Source organism: Nocardioides sp. Leaf307, assembly GCF_001423135.1.
GTDB classification, from domain to species: domain Bacteria; phylum Actinomycetota; class Actinomycetes; order Propionibacteriales; family Nocardioidaceae; genus Nocardioides; species Nocardioides kribbensis.
In genome coordinates, this window is sequence record NZ_LMNY01000002.1 from 824,984 (window position 1) to 843,795 (window position 18,812).

General features: G+C 74.4%; 18 protein-coding genes and 1 riboswitch. Of the genes, 11 read left to right on the forward strand and 7 right to left on the reverse strand.

Annotated features, from left to right (window positions below; translation table 11 throughout):
- Positions 1–11 precede the first annotated feature (11 nt).
- The 6 genes from ASF50_RS13035 (at position 12) to glpX (ending at position 5,877) form a co-directional block, all read left to right on the forward strand.
- Entirely contained in the window at positions 12–1,349 is a 1,338-nt protein-coding gene (locus tag ASF50_RS13035; RefSeq protein WP_056904718.1) for an SLC13 family permease, read from the forward strand.
- Positions 1,350–1,675: 326 nt separating this feature from the next.
- The gene (locus ASF50_RS13040) at positions 1,676–2,092 is read left to right on the forward strand and encodes a TOBE domain-containing protein (RefSeq protein ID WP_414855739.1); all 417 of its coding nucleotides are present in this window, start codon (positions 1,676–1,678) and stop codon (positions 2,090–2,092) included.
- Between the two features lie 68 nt (positions 2,093–2,160).
- Positions 2,161–2,988, forward strand: coding sequence for a molybdate ABC transporter substrate-binding protein (gene modA / locus ASF50_RS13045; RefSeq protein WP_056904720.1), 828 nt, complete (start codon positions 2,161–2,163; stop codon positions 2,986–2,988).
- The gene (locus ASF50_RS13050; protein WP_056862217.1) at positions 2,985–3,812 is read left to right on the forward strand and encodes an ABC transporter permease; all 828 of its coding nucleotides are present in this window, start codon (positions 2,985–2,987) and stop codon (positions 3,810–3,812) included. The genes modA and ASF50_RS13050 overlap by 4 nt, the downstream gene beginning before the upstream one ends.
- The gene (locus ASF50_RS13055; protein ID WP_082503162.1) at positions 3,794–4,843 is read left to right on the forward strand and encodes an ABC transporter ATP-binding protein; all 1,050 of its coding nucleotides are present in this window, start codon (positions 3,794–3,796) and stop codon (positions 4,841–4,843) included. Before ASF50_RS13050 ends, ASF50_RS13055 begins: the two co-directional genes overlap by 19 nt.
- A complete protein-coding gene (gene glpX, locus ASF50_RS13060) occupies positions 4,840–5,877 on the forward strand; it encodes a class II fructose-bisphosphatase (RefSeq protein WP_056904721.1) in 1,038 nt (345 codons plus the stop codon). The genes ASF50_RS13055 and glpX overlap by 4 nt, the downstream gene beginning before the upstream one ends.
- A gap of 100 nt (positions 5,878–5,977) precedes the next feature.
- Here glpX and ASF50_RS13065 read toward each other — a convergent pair whose 3' ends face one another.
- Positions 5,978–6,832, reverse strand: a complete 855-nt coding sequence (locus tag ASF50_RS13065; protein WP_056904722.1) for an alpha/beta fold hydrolase — start codon at positions 6,830–6,832, stop codon at positions 5,978–5,980.
- 97 nt (positions 6,833–6,929) lie between these two features.
- Here ASF50_RS13065 and ASF50_RS13070 point away from each other — a divergent pair, with 97 nt between their 5' ends.
- The 5 genes from ASF50_RS13070 to ASF50_RS13090 all read left to right on the forward strand — a co-directional run bounded on the left by ASF50_RS13070 (position 6,930) and on the right by ASF50_RS13090 (position 12,406).
- Positions 6,930–7,880, forward strand: coding sequence for an alpha/beta fold hydrolase (locus tag ASF50_RS13070; RefSeq protein WP_235557663.1), 951 nt, complete (start codon positions 6,930–6,932; stop codon positions 7,878–7,880).
- A gap of 126 nt (positions 7,881–8,006) precedes the next feature.
- Positions 8,007–9,383 (forward strand): extracellular solute-binding protein, encoded by a 1,377-nt coding sequence (locus ASF50_RS13075; RefSeq protein ID WP_082503163.1) that lies wholly within the window; start codon positions 8,007–8,009, stop codon positions 9,381–9,383.
- Complete coding sequence (locus tag ASF50_RS13080) at positions 9,380–10,354, forward strand: carbohydrate ABC transporter permease (RefSeq protein ID WP_235557664.1); 975 nt, start codon at positions 9,380–9,382, stop codon at positions 10,352–10,354. The genes ASF50_RS13075 and ASF50_RS13080 overlap by 4 nt, the downstream gene beginning before the upstream one ends.
- A 5-nt stretch (positions 10,355–10,359) precedes the next feature.
- Positions 10,360–11,193, forward strand: coding sequence for a carbohydrate ABC transporter permease (locus ASF50_RS13085; protein ID WP_056862863.1), 834 nt, complete (start codon positions 10,360–10,362; stop codon positions 11,191–11,193).
- 7 nt (positions 11,194–11,200) lie between these two features.
- On the forward strand, positions 11,201–12,406 hold the full coding sequence (locus ASF50_RS13090; protein WP_056862212.1) for an ABC transporter ATP-binding protein: 1,206 nt from the start codon (positions 11,201–11,203) through the stop codon (positions 12,404–12,406).
- Between the two features lie 78 nt (positions 12,407–12,484).
- On the opposite strand, the gene ASF50_RS13095 is transcribed toward ASF50_RS13090, so the two are convergent.
- From ASF50_RS13095 to ASF50_RS13120, 6 genes are all read right to left on the reverse strand, one after another.
- A complete protein-coding gene (locus ASF50_RS13095; RefSeq protein WP_056862211.1) occupies positions 12,485–13,567 on the reverse strand; it encodes an ABC transporter ATP-binding protein in 1,083 nt (360 codons plus the stop codon).
- Positions 13,568–13,633: 66 nt separating this feature from the next.
- The gene (gene thiC / locus ASF50_RS13100; RefSeq protein ID WP_056904724.1) at positions 13,634–15,400 is read right to left on the reverse strand and encodes a phosphomethylpyrimidine synthase ThiC; all 1,767 of its coding nucleotides are present in this window, start codon (positions 15,398–15,400) and stop codon (positions 13,634–13,636) included.
- Positions 15,401–15,519: 119 nt separating this feature from the next.
- Entirely contained in the window at positions 15,520–16,317 is a 798-nt protein-coding gene (locus ASF50_RS13105) for a thiamine phosphate synthase (RefSeq protein ID WP_056904725.1), read from the reverse strand.
- Entirely contained in the window at positions 16,314–17,096 is a 783-nt protein-coding gene (locus ASF50_RS13110; RefSeq protein ID WP_056904726.1) for a thiazole synthase, read from the reverse strand. The genes ASF50_RS13105 and ASF50_RS13110 overlap by 4 nt, the downstream gene beginning before the upstream one ends.
- Positions 17,093–17,293 carry a sulfur carrier protein ThiS gene (gene thiS, locus ASF50_RS13115; RefSeq protein WP_056862207.1) on the reverse strand — a complete coding sequence of 67 codons (201 nt, stop codon included), beginning with the start codon at positions 17,291–17,293 and terminating at the stop codon, positions 17,093–17,095. The genes ASF50_RS13110 and thiS overlap by 4 nt, the downstream gene beginning before the upstream one ends.
- Positions 17,290–18,504: an FAD-dependent oxidoreductase gene (locus ASF50_RS13120; RefSeq protein ID WP_056904727.1), complete on the reverse strand. Its 1,215-nt coding sequence runs from the start codon at positions 18,502–18,504 to the stop codon at positions 17,290–17,292. The genes thiS and ASF50_RS13120 overlap by 4 nt, the downstream gene beginning before the upstream one ends.
- A 112-nt stretch (positions 18,505–18,616) precedes the next feature.
- Positions 18,617–18,726, reverse strand: a riboswitch (TPP riboswitch).
- Positions 18,727–18,812 lie beyond the last annotated feature (86 nt).

Genomic DNA, 18,812 nt, shown 5'->3' on the forward strand with positions numbered 1-18,812 from the left:
ATGCTCGCCGGGTGCAGATCCAGGAGGCCCTCGCCGGGAGCCTCGCCGACGTCGTGGCCGTGGTCGCGCTCCTCGCGCTGCTGGTCACCGCCTACGCCCACCCCCGCCCGCTCGTCGAGGCCGCCGTGGCGGTCGTCGCCGGGCTGGCCGCGCTGGCCACGGGTCGGCTCGGGCTCGACGCGGTGGGCAGCACGCTGGCCCACCTGGCCCCGGTGGTGGTGTTCCTCGCGGCCGTGCTCGTCGTGGCCGAGGTGTGCTCCCGCGCGGGGCTCTTCGCCGCCGCTGCCGCCGTCGTACGCCGCACCGACCGCGGCGACCCGCGCCGCCTGCTGCTCGGCGCCTTCGTGCTCGCCGCGGCCGTCACCTGCGTGCTCAGCCTCGACGCCACCGTCGTGCTCGTCACCCCCGTCGTGGTGGCCGCCGCCCGCGGCGCCGGCTGGTCCTCGCGGCCGGTGGCCTGGGCCTGCCTGCGCATGGCCAACTCCGCCTCGCTGCTGCTGCCGGTCTCCAACCTCACCAACCTGCTGGCGATGCGCGACCTCGACCTCACCTTCGCGGGCTTCGCCCTCGCGATGGCCCCCGTGCTGGTCGTGGTGCTGGTCGTGGAGTGGGTCGCGCTGCGCGTGCTGTTCCGCCGCGAGCTGAGCCCGGCCACGGCCGGCAGGCCCAGGGCGGGCGCGGTCGGCGGGCCGGGTGCGGGCGCGGTCGGCGAGGCCGGTGCGGACGAGGACGGCGGCGCGGCCGCGCTCGCACCGCACTGGGAGCGCGTGCCGCTGGTCGTCGTGGCGCTCATGCTCGCGGGCTTCGCGGTCGGCTCCCCGCTGGGCGTCGAGCCGGGCTGGGTCGCCGCGGTGGCCGCGGTGGTGCTGGTGGGCTGGGCCGCCCGCCGCGGGCTGCTGACGTGGCCCGAGGCGGGGCGCGCCACCCACCCGTCGTTCGCGCTCTTCGTGCTCGGTCTCGGGGTCGTCGTGGCGACCCTGACCACCGGCCCGCTCGGCGACGCGGTGGGACGCCTGCTGCCCGACCCCTCCGGCGCGCCGTCGTGGACCGACCTGCTGGTCGTCGCGCTCGTCGCCACGGTGCTGGCCAACCTCGTGACCAACCTCAGCGCGACGCTGCTGGTCGTGCCGCTCGTGGCCCCCCTCGGCACCGACGCCGTGCTGGCCGCCTTGCTGGGCCTCAACATCGGCTCCGGACTGACCTACACCGGCTCGCTGGCCAACCTGCTCTGGCGCCGCGGCCTGGGCCACAGCACGGCCGCACCGTCGATGCGCACCTTCCACGCGTGGTCGCTGACCACCACCCCGGTCGTGCTCCTCGCCGCGGTCACCGCCCTCACCCTGACCTGACCCCGACCCGAGCCGACCTGGCGCGGCCCCTCGTGACCGCCGCATCGCGGCACCTGTCGGCCCGGACCCGCACCTGTCGGCCGACGCGTGGGCCGACAGGTGCGGGTATCACCAGCCGACCGGTGAAACCCGACGTCGTACGCCGCCGCCGCACCGGGGCACCTGTCGGCCCGGACCCGCACTTGTCGGCCGACGCGTGGGCCGACAGGTGCGGGTATCACCAGCCGACCGGCGAAACCCGCCACCGACGCCCTCCACCGCAGACACGGGCCCACAGTCGGGTTTCGTCCGCGGGCGCGGGCGCTTGTAGGACAGATCATCCGCGGATGAGGCATGATGCGGGCGTGACGACGTACCGGATCGCCGAGGCCGCCGAGCTGCTCGGGGTCAGCGACGACACGCTGCGCCGGTGGGTCGACTCCGGCCGGGTGGCGGCGACGCGACCCGACGGGCCAGCGGTCATCGCCGGCGCCGACCTCGCCGGCCTGGCCGAGACCCTGGTCGACGAGCCCGACCGCGAGCGCACCCGCGCCTCGGCGGTGAGCGCGCGCAACCGCCTCGTGGGCATCGTCACCCGCGTCAGGAAGGACACCGTCATGGCGCAGGTCGACCTCGTCTGCGGGCCCTTCCGGCTGGTGTCGCTGATGAGCGCCGAGGCCGCCGACGAGCTGGGTCTCGAGCGCGGCGTGCGCGCCATCGCCTCCGTGAAGTCCACCAACGTCGTCGTCGAGCGGCCCACGTGAGCCGCGCGCGCCCGACCCGCCACGCCGTCCCTCCCMCCCCCCCCCGCAGCCCCGACCAGGAGCCAGCCATGACCAGCCCCGCCAGCCGCGGCACCACACGCCCCACCCGCACCACCCGCCGCCTCGCCGCGACGGCCGCCGCGGTCGCGCTCGTCCTCCCCCTGGCCGCCTGCGGCACTGACGCCGACGGCAGCGGCGACACCGGCGGCGCGGGTGACGGCACGGGCGACACCACGATCACCGTGCTGGCCGCCGCCTCGCTCACCGAGACCTTCACGACCCTGGCCGAGCAGTTCGAGGCCGACCACGAGGGCGTCGAGGTGGAGCTGGCCTTCGACTCCTCCGCCACCCTCGCCGGGCAGGCCGTCGAGGGGGCTCCGGCCGACGTCCTCGCCACCGCCGACTCCCGCACCATGGACACCGCCGCCGACGTGCTGGCCGCCGATCCGCAGGTCTTCGCCACCAACACCCTGGTCATGGCGGTGCCGGCCGGCAACCCGGCCGACCTGTCGGGCTTCGAGGACGTCGCCGACGGCGACGCCACCTACGTCGTGTGCGTCGACACCGCCCCCTGCGGCGCGATCTGGGCGGCCGTCGCGGCCGAGGAGGGGGTGACCTCCCAGCCGGCCAGCCTCGAGGTCGACGTCAAGGCGGTGCTGGCCAAGGTGACCGACGACGAGGCCGACGCCGGCTTCGTCTACGAGACCGACGCGGTCGCGGCCGGCGACCAGGTCGAGACCTTCGAGGTGCCGGGCGCCGAGGACCAGGTCACCGACTACCCCATCGCCCCGCTCGACCAGGCCGGCGACCCGGAGCTCGCCCAGGAGTTCGTCGACCTGGTGCTCTCCGAGGCCGGCCGGCAGGTGCTGGCCGACGCCGGCTTCGGGCAGCCGTGACCCCACCCCCCGACGCGGGGGCGACCACGCGCCCCGGCTCCCACCTCGGCCGCCCGCCGCTGGTGCTCGTCGTGCCCGGCGCGGTGGCCGCGGCGCTGCTCGTCGTACCCCTCGTGACCCTCGTGCTCGACACCCCCTGGGGCGACTTCCTCGACCAGCTCGGCTCGGCGCCGGTGCTGGCGGCGCTGAGGATCACCGCGCTGACCTCGGCGGTCACCGTGCTCGCCTGCCTCGTGCTGGGCACCCCCCTGGCGTGGCTGCTGGCGCGGGTCGACTTCGCCGGCCGCTCGGTGCTGCGCGCGGCGGTGGCCGTGCCGCTCGTGCTGCCACCGGTGGTGGCCGGCGTCGCGCTCGTGACCGCGCTGGGCCGCAACGGCGTCGTGGGCTCCCTGCTGCGCGAGACCACCGGCCTCACCGTGCCCTTCACCACGACCGCCGTGGTCATCGCCCACACCTTCGTGGCCATGCCCTTCTACGTGCTGAGCGTGGAGGGCGCGCTGCGCACGGCCGGCGAGCGGTACGACGTCGTCGCGGCCACCCTGGGTGCGACCCGCTGGCACGCCTTCCGCCGGGTGACCCTGCCGCTGGCGATGCCGGGCGTGGTGGCCGGCGCCGTGCTGGCCTGGGCCCGCTCGCTGGGCGAGTTCGGCGCCACCATCACCTTCGCCGGCAACTTCCCCGGCACCACCCAGACCATGCCGTCGCTGATCTACACCCAGCTCCAGGCCGACCCCGCCGTGGCCCGCACGCTGAGCATGATCCTGCTGCTGGTCTCCGTCGGCGTGCTCGCCGGCCTGCGCAACCGATGGCTGACGACCTCGTGACCGGCTCCGAGGAGGCCCTGAGCGGGCCCGGCAGGGCCACCGGGCCGGGCCTCCGCGCCCGCGTCAGGGTGCCCGGTCGTCTCGACGCCGAGGTCACCGCCGCCGCAGGGTCGGTGGTCGCGGTCATCGGACCCAACGGCGCGGGCAAGTCCACCCTGCTCGGCGCCCTCGCCGGCACGACCGCGATGGCGGGCGAGGTCGAGGTCGGCGGGCGCAGCTGGACCGCCCCGCCGCTCGCCGTGCGCCACCGCCGCGTCGGGCTGGTCTTCCAGGACCAGTCGCTCTTCCCCCACCTCAGCGCGCTGGAGAACGTCGCCTTCGGCCTGCGCGCCCGCGGCCGGGCCCGCACCCCCGCGCGGGCCCACGCTCAGGAGTGGCTGGACCGGCTCGGGGTCGGCGACCTCGCCGCGCGCCGGCCCCGCCAGCTCTCGGGGGGCCAGGCGCAGCGGGTCGCGATCGCCCGGGCCCTGGCCACCGAGCCCGAGCTGCTGCTGCTCGACGAGCCCTTCTCCGGCCTCGACGTCGGCGTGGCCACCGCGCTGCGCATCGAGCTGGCCCGCCACCTCGCCGACTTCGCGGGGGTGGCGCTGCTGGTCACCCACCACGCCCTCGACGCGCTCACCCTCGCCGACGAGGTGCTGGTGCTCGACGAGGGCCGCGTCGCGCAGACCGGCACCCCCCGCGACGTGGCGGCCCACCCGCTCACCGACCACGTCGCTCGCCTCGTCGGGCTCAACGTCGTCGCCGACTCCGACACCAACCGGTCCTTCCCGCCCAGCGCCGTCACGGTCTCGCTGCGCGCGCCCGAGGGGTCGGCGCGCAACCGGTGGCGCGCCTCGGTGCTGAGCGTGGTGCCGCACGGTGACGCCGTACGCCTGCTCGCGCGCACCGACGGCGCGCAGGAGCTGATCGCCGACGTGACGCCCGAGGCCGCGGTCGAGCTCGGGCTCGACCCGGGCCGCGAGGTCTGGCTGACGGTGAAGGAGACGTCGGTGAGGACCTATCCCCGGACCGCTAGCATGCGCCCATGACCCGCCCCACGCCGCACCCCGCCGAGCCGGAGGCCCTCCGGGTCGCCCCGATGTCGCCCGACCGCAACCTGGCCCTCGAGCTGGTGCGCGTGACGGAGGCGGCTGCCATGGCCGCCGGACGCTGGGTGGGGCGGGGTGACAAGAACGGCGCCGACGAGGTCGCGGTCAACGCGATGCGCGTGATGATCTCGACCATCGGCATGAACGGCACCGTCGTCATCGGCGAGGGCGAGAAGGACAACGCCCCCATGCTCTACAACGGCGAGTCCGTGGGCGACGGCACTGGCCCGGAGTGCGACGTCGCCGTCGACCCCATCGACGGCACCACGCTGACGGCCAAGGGCATGAGCAACGCCGTGGCCGTGCTCGCGGTCTCCCCGCGCGGCTCGATGTACGACCCCTCCGCGGTCTTCTACATGGAGAAGCTGGTCGCCGGCCCCGAGGCCGCCGACGTCGTCGACATCCGCAACCCCGTCTCGGAGAACATCCGCGCCGTGGCCAAGGCCAAGGGCGCCAGCCCCTCCGACGTCACCGTGGTGCTCCTCGACCGTCCGCGCCACGCCGACCTGGCCGAGGAGATCCGCGCCACCGGCGCGCGGATCCAGTTCATCGTCGACGGCGATGTCGCGGGCGCGATCTCCGCGGCCCGCCCCGACAGCGGCGTCGACCTGCTGCTCGGCATCGGCGGCACGCCCGAGGGCATCATCGCCGCCACCGCGCTCAAGTGCATGGGCGGCGTCATCCAGGGCCGGTTGTGGCCCACCGACGACGACGAGCGCCAGCGCGCCCTCGACGCCGGCCACGACCTCGACCGCGTGCTGTCGACCGACGACCTGGTCACCGGCGACGACTGCTTCTTCGTGGCCACCGGCATCACCGACGGCGACCTGATGCGCGGCGTGCGCTACCGCGCCGGTGGCGCCACCACCGAGTCGCTGGTGATGCGCTCGCGCAGCGGCACCGTGCGCACCATCACCGCCGAGCACCGGCTGCAGAAGCTGAGCGCCTTCTCCTCCATCGACTTCGGGGGCTGAGCACCACGGCTGCGGACGTCATGCGAGACGTGGATGCGCCTCCACCCTCCGCATGACGTCCCACCCGCAGCCCACCCGCGGCCCGGCAGCGGCGGAGGGCTCAGGCGATCTCGGCCGCCTGCAGCTCGCCGGCGACACCGGCGCGGTGGCGGTGCAGGGCGGCGACGACCTCGGCGGCCACGCGCGGGTCGACGGCCATGCCGAGGTGGGAGGCGCGCACCTCGACGGCGTGCGCCTCGGGGTCGACGCAGGCCTGCCAGTCCACGACCCCGTCGCGGCGGGAGTAGATCGCGGTGAAGCCCACGCCCGCGGGCATCGGCGAGCGGCTCTCCTCGAAACTCTCCCGCGCGCAGGCCCCGGCCACGCACTCCTCCGACATCAGCCCGGGCACGCCGGCGCGACTGAGCCGCACGAGGGTCTCGACGCCGGCGCTCAGCGCGCGGTGGTGGGCGCCGGGCGCCAGCATCGGGCTGCCCATGGTGACGATGCCCGAGACCAGGTCGGGGCGGCGTACGGCGACGCCGCGCGCCAGCATGCCGCCGAGGCTGTGCCCGACGATCTGCACGCGGCTCTCGCGTCGAATGGCGATCGACTCCAGGCGCGCCTCGAGGCGGGTCGCCGCGGCCAGGGTGCAGCCGATGTTGACGTGGATCATCGAGCGGTAGGTGCGGAAGCCCTGGTGGCGCAGCGAGGAGCGCATCCACTGCAGCGACCCGTCGCCGGCCATGAAGCCGGGCACGAGCAGCACCGGGTCGGCGTCGCGGCCCCCCGCCCGCGTCGCGTAGGGCCGGCCCAGGCGCTCGCGCCGCTCGCCCACCGACCGCACGACGTGGCGCCCGGCCTCCCCGACCACGCGGCCCTCGCGCAGCATCGCCACGAGGGGCGGGCGGCGGAAGCCGTCGGGCAGCAGGAAGGAGCCGAGGGGGTCCAGCGAGCCGGGGGTCGCGTCGTTCATGCCCCGACGTTACGCCCACGTAACGCCGGTATGTGACCCCACTCACCCCATCGGGTCCGTTCGGGGGGCGGTATGGCCCATGCGGTTCACTGGGGCCATGGCCTCCCGGACGCCCCAGCAGGACGACCGCACCGACGACGCCCACGACGTGGCCGTCTCCGAGGAGCTCCTCGCTCCGGTGCGCCCCGACCTCGAGCTGTGCTACCAGACCTTCGGCGACCCCGACGACGAGCCGCTGCTGCTCGTGATGGGCCTCGGCGGCCCGATGACCTGGTGGGACGCCGAGCTGTGCCGCATGCTCGCGCGCCAGGGCTTCTACGTCGTGCGCTACGACAACCGCGACACCGGCCGCTCCAGCCGGATGCCCGGGCGGGTCGGGCGCACCGCCCTGGTGCGGGCCTTCGCCGGCACCAAGGTGCGCGCTCCCTACTCCATGGCCGACCTGGCCGGCGACGCCGTCGCGCTGCTCGACCACCTCGGGGTGCGGTCGGCCCACCTGGCCGGGGTCTCGATGGGCGGCATGATCGTGCAGACGGTCGCGATCGCCGAGCCCTCCCGGGTCAGGTCGGTGGCCAGCATCATGTCGACCACCGGCAAGCGCACGGTCGGCTGGCAGCACCCCTCCCTCCTGCCGGCGCTGATCGCCCGGGCCGGCGCCGGCCGCGAGGCCTACGTGCGCTCCAGCGAGAAGATGTGGCAGCTCATCGGCTCCCCCGCCTACCCCCAGACCGAGGAGGAGCGCCGCGCCCGCGCCGAGGAGACCTTCGACCGGGGCGTCAGCGCCCACGGCGTGATGCGCCAGATGCTGGCCATCCTCACTCAGCCCGACCGTGCCCCGCGCCTGCGCGCGGTGACGGCGCCCGCGGTCGTCGTGCACGGCCTGGCCGACAAGATGGTCCACGTCTCCGGCGGCCGCGCCACCGCCCGCGCCCTGCCCGGCGCGGAGCTGCTGCTGGTCGACGGCATGGGCCACGACATGCCCCCCGCCCTCTTCGAGACCTTCGTCGCCGCGATCCGACGTACGGCGGACCGCGCCCGGCCGGCCTGACCCGGCCCGCCGGCCCGGCCCGCCGCGGCCACCGGTGCCCGCTCACCCCTCGCGGTGGGAGGGGTGGACATCCGCACCGGGGAGGACTAGACGTGTGGGACCACCCCGGACCGGAGAGGCTCCCCCATGCATCGAAGCGCCCCACCCTCCACCAGCGCGGGGGGCGGTGACACTTCCCTCCCCGCGCCCCCGCACCGCTCCCGGCTCCCCCGTGCGTCCCGACGGCCGCGCCGCGCGATCGCGGGCCTGGCCGGCCTGGCGCTGGCCTCGAGCCTGCTGGCCGCCTGCGGCAGCGACGGCAAGCCGGTGCTGAACTGGTACATCAACCCCGACGGCCAGGCCACGCTCACCCAGCTCGCCGCCGACTGCAGCACCGACGACTACGACATCGAGATCCAGCTGCTGCCCACCGGCGCCACCGACCAGCGCACGCAGCTGGCCCGGCGCCTCGCGGCCTCCGACTCCGAGACCAACCTGATGAGCCTCGACCCGGTCTTCGTGCCGGAGTTCGCCAACGCCGGGTGGATCGCGGAGTGGCCCGAGGAGCTGGCCTCGCAGGTCGTCGACGACGACGTGCTCTCCGGCCCCGCCGAGACCGTGCGCTGGGACGACGGCGTCTACGCCGCGCCGCAGTGGGCCAACACCCAGGTGCTGTGGTACCGCAAGTCGCTGGCCGAGGCCGCCGGCCTCGACATGAGCCGGCCGGTCACCTGGTCGCAGGTCATCGAGGCCGCCGCCGACCAGGGCGGCACCGTCGGCGTGCAGGCCGACCGCTACGAGGCCTACATGGTGTGGATCAACTCGCTGGTCGCCGGCGCCGGGGGCGACATCGTCTCCGACACCGAGGCCGGCAGCGAGGCCCAGGTCGACATCGACTCCGAGGCCGGCCGGGCCGCCGCCACGGTCGTGCAGGAGCTCGCCGAGTCGGGCGCCGCCCAGCCCGACCTGTCGGTCTCCCGCGAGGGCACCAGCCTGCCCTTCATGTTCGACGGGCCGGGTGAGTTCATGACCAACTGGACCTTCGTCTACAAGAACTACGAGCCCACCGAGGGCGGCGCCTTCACCCAGGAGCAGTTCGACGACCTGGGCTGGGCGCGCTACCCCCAGACCGTCGAGGGCGAGGAGTCCCGGCCCCCGGTCGGCGGCATCGACATCGCGGTCGGGGAGTTCACCGAGAACAAGGACTGGGCCTTCGAGGCCGCGCAGTGCGTGTCCTCCCCCGAGGCCCAGCAGCAGCTGGCCGTCACCGACGGCCTGATGCCCTCGCGGCAGTCGGTCTACGACGCCCAGGAGCTCGTCGACGCCTTCGACCCCAGCCTGCTGACCCTCTTCCAGGAGAGCCTCGAGGCCGGCGCCCCGCGGCCCAAGAGCGCCTACTACAACCTCATCTCGGGTGCGATCCAGGCCTCGTGGCACTCCCCCACCGAGGTCGACCCCGACACCACGCCCGCCGAGTCGGCGGACTACCTGCGTGAGGTCCTGCGCTCGGAGGCCCTGCTGTGAGCGCCGTGGCGCCCCCGGCCCGGGGCGAGGAGCGCGAGGCCACCGACAACCGTCGCGACCGGCGCAAGGACAAGCGCCCGGAGCTCTCCGACCGGGCCCGTCACGAGCAGCGCCTCGGCCAGCGGCTGGTCGCCCCGGCCGTGGTCATCATGCTGCTGGTCACGGCGTTCCCGATCCTGCGCGCGCTCTACCTGTCGTTCTACACCTACTCGCTGACCTCTCCCGAGGACCGCGCGTTCATCGGGATCGACAACTACGTCACGGCCCTGACCGACGGGCTGTTCTGGCGCGACATCGGCGTGACCGTGCTCTACATGGTGGTCACCGTCGCCATCGAGCTGGTGATCGGCTTCGCCTTCGCGATGGTCATGCACCGCGTGGTCTTCGCCCGCGGCATCATCCGGACCTCGATCCTGATCCCCTACGGCATCATCACCGTGGTCTCCGGCTTCGCCTGGCAGTTCGCGTTCACCTACCAGAACGGCTTCATCAACGGCTGGCTGCCGGGGATCAGCGACTCCTTCAACTGGTTCGGCGAGACCACGCCCGCGGTCATCGCGATCATGGTCTCGGAGATCTGGAAGACCACGCCCTTCATGTCGCTGCTGCTGCTGGCGGGCCTGGCCCAGGTCAGCGACGACATGATCGAGGCGGCCAAGGTCGACGGGGCCACCTGGTGGCAGCGGCTGTGGCGGGTGATCCTGCCCAACATGCGTGCGGCGATCATGGTCGCAGTGCTCTTCCGGGCCCTCGACGCCTACCGGATCTTCGACAACATCTTCGTCATGACCAGCGGTGCCGTGGGCACCGAGTCGATCTCGTTCCTGGTCTACCGCCAGACCATCGAGCAGTTCCAGCTCGGCATGGGCTCGGCCCTGTCGGTGCTGCTGTTCCTCTCGGTGCTGCTGGTGGCCTTCCTGATCGTCAAGCTGTTCCGGGTCGACCTGGCCAAGGCACGAGGAGAGGGGTGAGCGGCATGAAGCAGAAGATCGGACTCGTGGTCGGCGTCGGCCTGATCCTGGTGTGGTGCCTGCTGCCGGTGGTGTGGATCGTCTCGCTGTCCTTCAAGGACGCCGTCGCGGTCACCAACGGCAGCCCGGGCTTCTTCCCGGCCGACGGCGCGTTCGCCGGCCTCGACAACTACCGCGACGCCTGGGGCAACGACCAGTTCCGTCGCGCGATCGTCAACTCCCTGGGCATCAGCCTGATCTCGACCACGCTGTCGGTGATCCTGGCGACGCTGGCCGCCTACGCCATCGCGCGCCTGGAGTTCCGCGGCAAGAAGCTGGTGCTGACCACGGCGCTGGCCATCGCGATGTTCCCGGTGGTCTCGCTGGTCAGCCCGCTGTTCGACATGTGGCGCGCGATCGGGCTCTACGACACCTGGCCCGGCCTGATCATCCCCTACATGTCCTTCACGCTGCCGCTGGCGATCTGGACCCTGTCGGCCTTCTTCCGCGAGATCCCGTGGGAGATGGAGCAGGCGGCCCAGGTCGACGGCGCCACGTCGTGGCAGGCCTTCCGCAAGGTGATCGTGCCGCTCGCGGCGCCCGGGGTCTTCACCGCGGCGATCCTGACGTTCTTCTTCGCGTGGAACGACTTCGTCTTCGGCATCACCCTGACCTCGACGGAGGCGGCCCGGCCCATCCCGGCGTCGCTGTCCTTCTTCGTCGGCGCCGACCCGTTCAACCGGCCGGCCTCGCTGCTGGCCGCGGGAGCCGTCATCGCGACGATCCCGATCGTCATCATCGTCCTGATTTTCCAGCGCAAGATCGTGGCCGGGCTGACGTCCGGCGCGGTGAAGGGGTGACCTCGTCGTGGCTTCCATCCAGATGAAGAACATCGTCAAGAAGTACGGCGACGGCTTCCCGGCCGTGAACGACGTGTCGATCGACATCGCCGACGGGGAGTTCGTCATCCTCGTGGGCCCCTCGGGCTGCGGGAAGTCGACGCTGCTGCGGATGATCGTCGGCCTGGAGGACATCACCTCCGGCGACATGGTCATCGGCGAGAAGCGGGTCAACGACCTGGCCCCCCGCGACCGCAACCTGGCCATGGTCTTCCAGAACTACGCCCTCTACCCCCACCTCAGCGTCTACGAGAACATCGCGTTCCCGCTGCGCCTGGCCGGGGCCAAGGACGAGGAGGTCGACGCCAAGGTGCGCGAGGCCTCGAAGACCCTCGAGCTCGACGAGCACCTCGAGCGCAAGCCGGCCAACCTCTCGGGCGGCCAGCGCCAGCGGGTGGCGATGGGGCGCGCGATCGTGCGCGACGCCGACGCCTTCCTCTTCGACGAGCCGCTGTCGAACCTCGACGCCAAGCTGCGCGGGCAGATGCGCAGCGAGATCGCGCGGCTGCAGAAGAAGCTGGGCATCACCACCGTCTACGTCACCCACGACCAGACCGAGGCGATGACCCTGGGCGACCGCGTCGCGGTGCTCAAGCGCGGCCTGCTCCAGCAGCTGGCCAGCCCGCGCGAGCTCTACGGCAACCCGTGCAACCTCTTCGTGGCCGGCTTCATCGGCTCCCCGCCGATGAACTTCCTGCCCGCCGAGGTCGACGGCACCACCGTCACGCTGCCCTTCGGCAGCGTGCAGATCTCGGCCGAGAAGGCCGAGCGGGTCGCCGGCAAGGGCCTGCTCATCGCGGGCATCCGCCCCGAGGCCTTCGAGGACGCCTCCGTGGTCGACGCCGGGCGCGAGGGCTCCACCTTCCGCGCGACCGTCGAGGTCGTGGAGTGGCTGGGCAACGAGGCCTACGCCTACATCCCCTTCGAGGCCCCGCCGGAGGTGCAGCAGCAGCTGCAGCAGCTCGAGCGCGACCTCGACGGGGAGTCGCTGCGCACCCAGCTGGTGGTCGGGCTCGACGGCTCCAGCCGGATCGCGGAGGGCGACGAGGCCGAGATCTGGGTCGACACCTCCAAGATGCACCTCTTCGACCCGAGCACGGGCGAGAACCTCACCATCGACCACGACCACGCCGGCGAGGTGCCCGCCCGGGCCCTCGAGCCCACCCCGGGCTGAGCCGACCCGCACGACGCGAGACCGGCGCGCCCCCCGTGGGGGACGCGCCGGTCTCGTCGTACGTCGGGGGCCTGCGGCTCAGGCGGAGAGCCGCTCCCCGGTGTCGGTGTCGAAGACGTGCACGTGCTGGGGGTCGGTCGTGACGTAGATCGTCTCGCCCTTGTGCACGTGGTCGCGGCCGTTGACGCGCACGATGATGTTGTTGGGCGTGCCCTCCACCCCACTGGTGCCGTAGACGAAGGCGTCGGCGCCGAGCTCCTCGACGACCGTCACCCGCACGGGCAGGCCGCCCTCGCCCTCGCCGACGATGCGCCACGACTCGGGGCGCACGCCGACCGTGACGTTGCCGCGCATGACCTGGGCGGCGGTCGGGTCGACCGGCACCTGGTAGTCGCCGATCTGCGCCTTGCCCTCGACCGCGGTGGCCTCCAGCAGGTTCATCTGCGGGGAGCCGATGAAGCCGGCGACGAAGAGGTTGGCGGGCCGGTCGTAGAGCGCCAGGGGCGTGTCGACCTGCTGGATGTAGCCGTCCTTCATCACCGCGACGCGGTCGCCCATGGTCATGGCCTCGACCTGGTCGTGGGTGACGTAGACGGTCGTGACGCCGAGGTCGGCCTGCAGCCGGGCGATGTCGGTGCGGGTCTGCACGCGCATCTTGGCGTCGAGGTTCGACAGCGGCTCGTCCATGCAGAAGACCTGCGGCTGGCGCACGATCGCACGACCCATGGCCACGCGCTGGCGCTGACCGCCGGAGAGCGCCTTGGGCTTGCGCTCCAGGTACTCCTCGAGGCCGAGGATGGCGGCGGCCTCCTTGACGCGCTTGTCGCGCTCGGCGGTGGGGACCTTGGCCATCTTGAGCGCGAAGCCCATGTTCTCGGCCACGGTCATGTGGGGGTAGAGCGCGTAGTTCTGGAACACCATCGCGATGTCGCGGTCCTTGGGCGGCATCGTGGTGATGTCGCGGTCGCCGATGCGGATGGTGCCGGAGTTGACCTCCTCCAGCCCGGCGAGCATGCGGAGGGTGGTGGACTTGCCGCACCCCGACGGGCCGACGAGGACCATGAACTCCCCGTCGCGCACCTCCAGGTCGATGCCGGGCACCGCGGGCTTGTCCGCCCCGGGGTACCAGCGCTGTGCCTTCTCGAACGTCACTGAGGCCATGATGACCAGCTCCCTTCACCGGCAGGTACGTGCCGGACGATCCGTTGTGAAGTGACTCGGGTCACCCTAGGGCAGCGCAAGCGGTTGCGCGAGGCAGGTCACACGTCGTGGACGCGGCCCTCCCCGGTCGGGCCCCGCCCCGGGCTCGACGTAGACCGTGCCGCCGAGCTCGACGAACTGCGCCGACATCCGCGCCATGCCGGCGGCCGGGTCGAGGTCGGGGTCGGCCTGGGCGTCGGGGGTGCCGAAGCGGTCGCGCACGTCCTGGCTGATCCGCATGGAGCAGAACTTCGGCCCGCACATCGAGCAGAAGTGGGCGGTCTTGGCGCTCTCCGCCGGCAGGGTCTCGTCGTGGAAGGCCTGCGCGGTGCGGGGGTCGAGGGAGAGCGCGAACTGGTCGTGCCAGCGGAACTCGAAGCGCGCCCGCGACAGCGCGTCGTCCCAGTCGCGCGCGCCGGGGTGGCCCTTGGCGACGTCGGCGGCGTGGGCGGCGAGCTTGTAGGTGATGACGCCGGTCTTCACGTCGTCGCGGTCGGGCAGGCCGAGGTGCTCCTTCGGCGTGACGTAGCAGAGCATGGCGGTGCCGTGCATGGCGATGGCCGCGGCGCCGATGGCGCTGGTGATGTGGTCGTAGCCGGGCGCGACGTCGGTGGCGAGGGGGCCGAGGGTGTAGAAGGGCGCGCCGTGGCACCACTCCTGCTGCAGGCGCACGTTCTCCTCCACCAGGTGCAGCGGCACGTGGCCGGGCCCCTCCACCATCACCTGCACGTCGTGCTCCCAGGCGCGGGTGGTGAGCTCGGCCAGCGTGCGCAGCTCGGCCAGCTGGGCCTCGTCGTTGGCGTCGGCGACCGACCCGGGGCGCAGGCCGTCGCCGAGGCTGATGCTCACGTCGTAGGCGGCGAGGATCTCGCAGAGCTCCTCGAAGCGGGTGAAGAGGAAGTTCTCCTCGTGGTGGGCCAGGCACCAGCCGGCCATGATGGAGCCGCCGCGGCTGACGATGCCGGTGACGCGGCGCGCGGTGAGCGGCACGTGGCGCAGCAGCACCCCGGCGTGCACGGTCATGTAGTCGACGCCCTGCTCGCACTGCTCGACGACGGTGTCGCGGTAGACCTCCCAGGTCAGCCGGTCGGCCTCGCCGCCGACCTTCTCCAGCGCCTGGTAGATCGGCACGGTGCCGATCGGCACCGGCGAGCTGCGCACGATCCACTCCCGCGTGGTGTGGATGTCGTCACCGGTCGAGAGGTCCATCACCGTGTCGGCGCCCCAGGTCGTGGCCCAGGTGAGCTTCTCGACCTCCTCGGCGATCGAGCTGGTGACCGCGGAGTTGCCGATGTTGGCGTTGACCTTCACCAGGAAGCGTCGCCCGATGACCATCGGCTCGGCCTCGGGGTGGTTGACGTTGAGCGGGATGATCGCGCGGCCCGCGGCGACCTCGCTGCGCACCAGCTCGACGTCGCAGCCCTCGCGCGCGGCGACGTACTCCATCTCCCGGGTCACCTCGCCCCGGCGCGCGTAGTGCAGCTGCGTCACCCGTGCCCCGGGCACGGCGCGGCGGGGCTGCGCCTGCGGGCCGCGCCACGCGTCGGTGGCCGCGCCGCGCCGCACCGCGCCCCGTCCGTCGTCGAGCAGCTGCGGGGTGCGCCCGGCGTAGGTCTCGGTGTCGCCGCGCGCCGCGATCCAGTCGGCGCGCAGCCGCGGGAGGCCGACCTCGGGGTCGCAGCCGGGCCCGGCCGTGCAGTAGCGGTCGAAGGTCTCGCCGTTGGTCAGCGCCACGCGGGTCACCGGCGTGCCGGCCTCGGTCAGCACGCGGGTGTGGGCGGGGTGGGTGGTCATGGGGGGCTCCTCGGGTCAGGTCGGGTCAGGTCAGGTCAGGTCTGGGCCGGGTCGGGGTCGGGTCGGGGGCCGCGCGCCGCCACGCGCGGTCCGCTCGTCCACCGCTCCGTCGTGACGGGTCAGCAGGGGGGCCGGCGGGCCGGCAGAGCGGCTGACGGGGCGTCACAGCTCGCGCTCGGGCGGGTGGGACGTGGGCGGCCGGGGGCGGGAGGTGGGCCCCCGGGTGGCTGGGAGGCGGGTGGCTGGGAGGCGGGTGGCTGGGAGGCGGGCGGCTGGGAGGCGGGCGGGGGCAGCCGGGCCAGCAGGGCGGCCACCTCGGCGGCGGGGTCGCGGGCGCGCATGACGCCCCCCATCACGGCCACCCCGTGGGCGCCGGCGGCGAGTGCGGCGGCCACGTCGTCGCGGCCGATCCCGCCGAGGGCGAGCACCGGCACGCCGGCGTCCGCTGCCTCGGCGTACGCGGTCCGCGGCAGCGGCGGGAGGTGGCCGGGCTTGCTCGGCGAGACGCCGAAGGGCGACAGCACGACGTACGTCGCGCCCTCGGCCGCCGCCGTGCGGACCTCCCCCACCGCGTGGCAGGAGCGGCCCATCACCGGGCCGGCCGCCGACGCCGCCCAGCGGCCGGGTCGCTGGTGGGCGGCCAGGTGCACGCCGTGGGCGGCGGGGTCCGGCAGCCGCGAGGAGATCACCACCAGACCGGGCAGCCGGGCGAGGGCGGCCAGGAGCGCGTGGCGCGCACGCGGGTGCAGGTCGGGCTCGCGCACGACCACCGCGCGCAGGCCGGCCTCCACGCACTCCGCGACGGTGCCCACCAGGCTCCGGCCCAGGCTCAGCTGGGAGCGGTCGGTGAGCAGCAGCAGGCGCGGCGGTCCGCCGGGTCCGGGCCACGGCGAGGGGCGGGTCGGCCGGGCGCTCACGCCCCTGCCCCGATCCGGCCCTCGACGGGGCTGGAGGCCCGGGCGCTGCGCCGGCGGGGCACCCGCCCGGCGTGCCGCGCGGCGTGACCGGCCTCGACGGCCAGCCGCAGGGCGCACGCCATGCGCACGGGGTCCTCGGCGCGCGTCACGGCGGTCGCCGCGAGGACAGCGTCGCAGCCCAGCTCGAGCGCGAGCGCGGCGTCGCTGGCGGTGCCGACGCCTGCGTCGAGCACGACCGGCACGTCGACGGCGGCGACCAGGGCCTCGATGGCACGAGGGTTGAGCACGCCCAGCCCCGAGCCGATGGGCGAGCCCAGCGGCATCACCGCGGCGCAGCCGAGGTCGGCCAGCCGGCGCGCCACGACGGCGTCGTCGGTGGTGTAGGGAAGCACGGTGAAGCCGGAGCGCACCAGCGTCCCGGCGGCCTCGAGCAGCTCGACGGGGTCGGGCATCAGCGTGGCCTCGTCGCCGACGACCTCGAGCTTGACCCAGTCGGTGCCGAGCGCCTCGCGGGCCAGCTCCGCGGTGAGCACGGCCTCGCGGGCGGTGGTGCAGCCGGCGGTGTTGGGCAGCACCCGCACGCCGGCGCGGTCGAGCACGTCGAGCACCCCGCCGGGGCCCCGGGCGCCGGTGCGCCGCATGCTCACCGTGACCAGGCCGGGGCGGGCGGCCGCCAGCACGGCGGGCAGCAGCGCCAACGAGGGCAGGCCGCCGGTGCCGAGCAGGAGTCGGGAGGCGAGCGCGACGCCACCGACCACGAGGTCGTCGTCGGCGCTCATCCGCCCTGCACCGCCGTCACGACCTCGACCACGTCGCCGTCGGCGAGGCGCCGGTCCGCCAGCTGCGCACGGGGCACGACGACGCCGTTGAGGGCGACCGCGCAGCCGCGCCCGGCGCCGGTGGGGGCCAGCAGCTCGGCCAGCGTGGTGGTGTCGTCGAGGCTGCGCGCCTCGCCGTTGAGCACGACGTGGGTCATGGGCGGTCTCCGTCCGGGTGGAGGTGTGCTGGGGCGGTCGGGTGGGGGTGTGCCGGGGCGGTCGGGTGGCGGTGCGGTGGCGCGGGCGGCGGATCGAGGCGGCGCCGATCGAGGCGGCGCGGGTCGAGGCGGCGCGGGTCGAGGGCGGGCTCGACGTGGCCGTGGTCGAGGTGGTCGGCCACCAGCGCGGCCACGAGCGGGGCGAGCAGCACGCCGTGGCGGAAGAGACCGACGGCCAGCACGGTGTCGCCGTCGGGGCCCCTGTCGCCGACGGTGGCCGTGTCGCGGGCTCCCGGCGTCTCGCGCCCGCCGGTGCCCGTGTCGTGGCCGCCGTCGGCCCGACCCGCGGACCAGCGCGGCCCGGCCGGCCCCACGAGCGGCAGGTTGTCGGCCGTGGCCGGACGGTCGCGGGCGGTCGCCTCGAGCAGCTCGGCGCGGTCGAGCCCGGGCAGCAGCCGGCAGGCGGCCTCGAGCAGGCGGCGCACCCCGCCGGCGGTGACCACCGGGGGCGCGTCGTGCTCCTCGCTGGTCGCGCCGACGACCACCTCGCCGTCGGCGCGGGGCACGACGTAGACGGGCTCGCCGTGGACCCACCCGCGCACGGTGCGCTCGGGCGGGTCGTCGCTGCGCAGCCGCAGGACCTCCCCGCGCACGCCGCGCACCAGTCCGGTCGCGGCGATCCCGGTCGCGACCACCGTGCGGTCGACCGGGGCCCCCGACGGGGCCGGGAGGAGGCGGGCGCGGTGCCGGTCGAGCAGGGCGGCCACGACCTCGCGCGGGGCGACGCTGCCCTCGTCGGGCAGCAGGGCGGCTCCGGCGACGCCGGCGCCGAGGCGCGGCTCGAGGCTGCGGGCGGCCCGTCCGCCCACGACGTCGACGGGCCGGCCCAGGCGGGCCAGCAGCGCGGCCTGGCGCTCGACCAGCTGGAGGTCGGCGTCGTCACGACCGACGAGGAGCGTGCCGCCCGGGCGCAGCGCGACACCCCAGCGGCGGGCGGCGAACGGCCACAGCGCGAGGCTGCGCAGGCCCAGGTCGAGCAGCGCCTCCTCGCCGTGCCACACCTCGGCGGTGGGCGCGAGCATCCCCGCGGCGGCGTAGGACGCACCGCCACCGGGGGCCGGGTCGACGACCTCGACCTCGTGGCCGCGCCGCACCAGCTCGTCGGTGCAGGCCAGGCCGACGACCCCCGCGCCGAGCACCCGCACGCGCACGGCTCAGCCCCTCCGGGCCGAGCGGGGCGGAGCCCCGGCGCACCCCCTTGTCGGGGGACTCGACGGAGCGCTCGACGGCGGGCTCGGACGACGGGTGGTGGGACGTGACGACAGCACGGCTGCTCCTCGCTTCCTTCGCCGGCATGACCCGGATCAGGTTCGACGGTCGGAGCGGCTCAGCTCCCTCTCAGCTCGCTGCCGCGAGCTCCCGTGGTGGACGCCGTCGACCGTAGCAGCCGCTCCGGGCGCCTTCCAGGGGTCGACCGCGGAGCGGGGTCCTGCCCCACGGGGGCGCGCCCAGGCGTAGC

What these genes read in the sequence shown, in the direction of transcription:
- thiC (WP_056904724.1), bottom strand. Translation starts at nt 15,400, where the DNA reads ATGACCACCCACCCCGCCCACACCCGCGTGCTGACCGAGGCCGGCACG.
- ASF50_RS13065 (WP_056904722.1), bottom strand. Translation starts at nt 6,832, where the DNA reads ATGAACGACGCGACCCCCGGCTCGCTGGACCCCCTCGGCTCCTTCCTG.
- ASF50_RS13040 (WP_414855739.1), top strand. Translation starts at nt 1,676, where the DNA reads ATGAGGCATGATGCGGGCGTGACGACGTACCGGATCGCCGAGGCCGCC.
- ASF50_RS13085 (WP_056862863.1), top strand. Translation starts at nt 10,360, where the DNA reads ATGAAGCAGAAGATCGGACTCGTGGTCGGCGTCGGCCTGATCCTGGTG.
- ASF50_RS13110 (WP_056904726.1), bottom strand. Translation starts at nt 17,096, where the DNA reads ATGAGCGCCGACGACGACCTCGTGGTCGGTGGCGTCGCGCTCGCCTCC.
- modA (WP_056904720.1), top strand. Translation starts at nt 2,161, where the DNA reads ATGACCAGCCCCGCCAGCCGCGGCACCACACGCCCCACCCGCACCACC.
- ASF50_RS13055 (WP_082503162.1), top strand. Translation starts at nt 3,794, where the DNA reads ATGGCTGACGACCTCGTGACCGGCTCCGAGGAGGCCCTGAGCGGGCCC.
- thiS (WP_056862207.1), bottom strand. Translation starts at nt 17,293, where the DNA reads ATGACCCACGTCGTGCTCAACGGCGAGGCGCGCAGCCTCGACGACACC.
- ASF50_RS13070 (WP_235557663.1), top strand. Translation starts at nt 6,930, where the DNA reads ATGGCCTCCCGGACGCCCCAGCAGGACGACCGCACCGACGACGCCCAC.
- ASF50_RS13095 (WP_056862211.1), bottom strand. Translation starts at nt 13,567, where the DNA reads ATGGCCTCAGTGACGTTCGAGAAGGCACAGCGCTGGTACCCCGGGGCG.
- glpX (WP_056904721.1), top strand. Translation starts at nt 4,840, where the DNA reads ATGACCCGCCCCACGCCGCACCCCGCCGAGCCGGAGGCCCTCCGGGTC.
- ASF50_RS13075 (WP_082503163.1), top strand. Translation starts at nt 8,007, where the DNA reads ATGCATCGAAGCGCCCCACCCTCCACCAGCGCGGGGGGCGGTGACACT.